The sequence below is a fragment of the Bradyrhizobium sp. PRIMUS42 genome, assembly GCF_023006515.1.
In the GTDB taxonomy this organism is placed as follows: Bacteria; Pseudomonadota; Alphaproteobacteria; order Rhizobiales; family Xanthobacteraceae; genus Bradyrhizobium.
Window position 1 is genome coordinate 1 of sequence record NZ_JALBGZ010001009.1, and the last position, 1,718, is coordinate 1,718.

Here is a 1,718-nt window from a genome sequence, read left to right on the forward strand (position 1 = left end):
CGCAGAATTTGACGATCAGGCCGCGGAAGAGCTGGTCGTCGGGCGGCAGCAACGCGACCGCGGGCACGGCGCGCAAACGCGAGCGCAGGTCGCGGAGCTCGATCTCCAGCGAAGCCGGCACCTCACGTCCGGTGAAGAGAACGTAGGCGCCGTCCTCGCGGGCGAGATTCATCAGGTGGAAGAGGGCGCGTTCGTCGAATTCCCCAGCCTTGAGATCCTCGACGACCAGCGCGCCGGTGGCGAGCGCGCCCGGAACGGCTGTGGCAGTCAGTGCGTTGGCCGAGGTTGAGCGGGCACCTGATACCTCGGCCCAGATCGCGGCGAGATGGCTCTTGCCGCTTCCCTCCGGGCCGGCCAGCCACATGATCCGGTTCGGCCATTCCGGCCAGCTGTCGATCAGGCCGAGACCGGCCGCGTTGGCGGGGCCTTCAAGAAAGTTGTCCCGGCTGAGGCTCTCCGCATGCGGAAGCGAAAACGCCAATTGTCGGGGATGGACGCGGCCTGCCACGCTTGCTTTGCTCCATGCCGGCGGGCCGGCGTCACTTGAAGAGATCAGACGTATCGAGCGGGAGTTGGCCTTTTGCGGGGCCGCATCCTCTCTCATTTGGCCTCGATCGTGCTCATGTGCCGCAGCCACTCGACCAGATAGAGCGACACGGAGGAGAGCGTGAAGACCGTGACGAGACCCATCAGGATGATATCATAAGGAGCCGGCTTGAAGCCGAAGGCAAGCGCCGCCAGCACCAGGGCGGCGAACGACACTTGTGCAACGGTGTTGAGCTTGGACACCTTCGACGGCTTCATCTCGACGGGCCGGTCGAACAGCCAGGATACGATCACCGCGGCGACGATCATGATGTCGCGCGACACCACCAGGATCACGATCCAGCGCGGAATCGCGCCCCAGATACCCAGCGCCATGTAGATCGAGACCAGCAGCGCCTTGTCCGCGAGCGGATCGAGCAGGGCGCCGAGCTCGCTCGTCATGTTGAAGCGCTTGGCCAGGAAGCCGTCCACGGCATCGCTGATACCGGCGATGAGGAAGACGGCGAACGCCACTTCCATTTGGCTCGACACGATGGCCCAGACGATGATCGGGACCAGCATGATGCGACCCAGGGTAATGATGTTCGGAATACTCACGAAAGCGCTTCCCGGCACCCGGCCTGACCTCGAATTCGGCCCTTTGGAGGCTGAACCGGTTGATATCTCTACATAGTATACGGAGGGGCGCCATGCGAGCCATTGCGCGTCCCCGGAATTCGACGTAACCAGCCGCAAACCCACTGGAAATCGGGCATGACCGACCGCAAAAACGGCCTCACTTACGCCGATTCAGGCGTCGATATCGATACGGGCAACCGCCTGGTCGACCTGATCAAGCCGATGGTGCGCGCCACCGCACGGCCCGGCGCCGACGCCGAGATCGGCGGATTCGGCGGCCTGTTCGACCTCAAGGCGGCCGGATTCAAGGACCCCGTCCTAGTGGCCGCGACCGACGGTGTCGGCACCAAGGTCAAGATCGCCATCGAGACCGGGCTGCATGGCGGGATCGGCATCGACCTCGTCGCCATGAGCGTCAACGACCTCGTGGTGCAGGGCGCCGAGCCGCTGTTTTTTCTCGACTATTTCGCCTGCGGCAAGCTCGACCCGGAGGCGACGGCCGCGATCGTGGCGGGCGTCGCGGAGGGCTGCCGCGAATCCGGCTGCGCCCTGAT

General features: G+C 64.6%; 3 protein-coding genes. 1 reads left to right on the forward strand and 2 read right to left on the reverse strand.

Annotated features, from left to right (window positions below; all coding sequences use genetic code 11):
- Together MOV75_RS36880 and MOV75_RS36885 are read right to left on the reverse strand one after the other, a co-directional pair.
- Positions 1-508: chromosomal replication initiator DnaA (locus tag MOV75_RS36880; protein ID WP_247007849.1), on the reverse strand; the 508-nt coding region annotated here is incomplete at its 3' end.
- A gap of 92 nt (positions 509-600) precedes the next feature.
- Positions 601-1,143 carry a CDP-alcohol phosphatidyltransferase family protein gene (locus MOV75_RS36885; RefSeq protein WP_246926695.1) on the reverse strand — a complete coding sequence of 181 codons (543 nt, stop codon included), beginning with the start codon at positions 1,141-1,143 and terminating at the stop codon, positions 601-603.
- A gap of 156 nt (positions 1,144-1,299) precedes the next feature.
- Here MOV75_RS36885 and purM point away from each other — a divergent pair.
- On the forward strand, positions 1,300-1,718 hold a 419-nt coding region (gene purM, locus MOV75_RS36890; RefSeq protein WP_247007851.1), incomplete at its 3' end, for a phosphoribosylformylglycinamidine cyclo-ligase.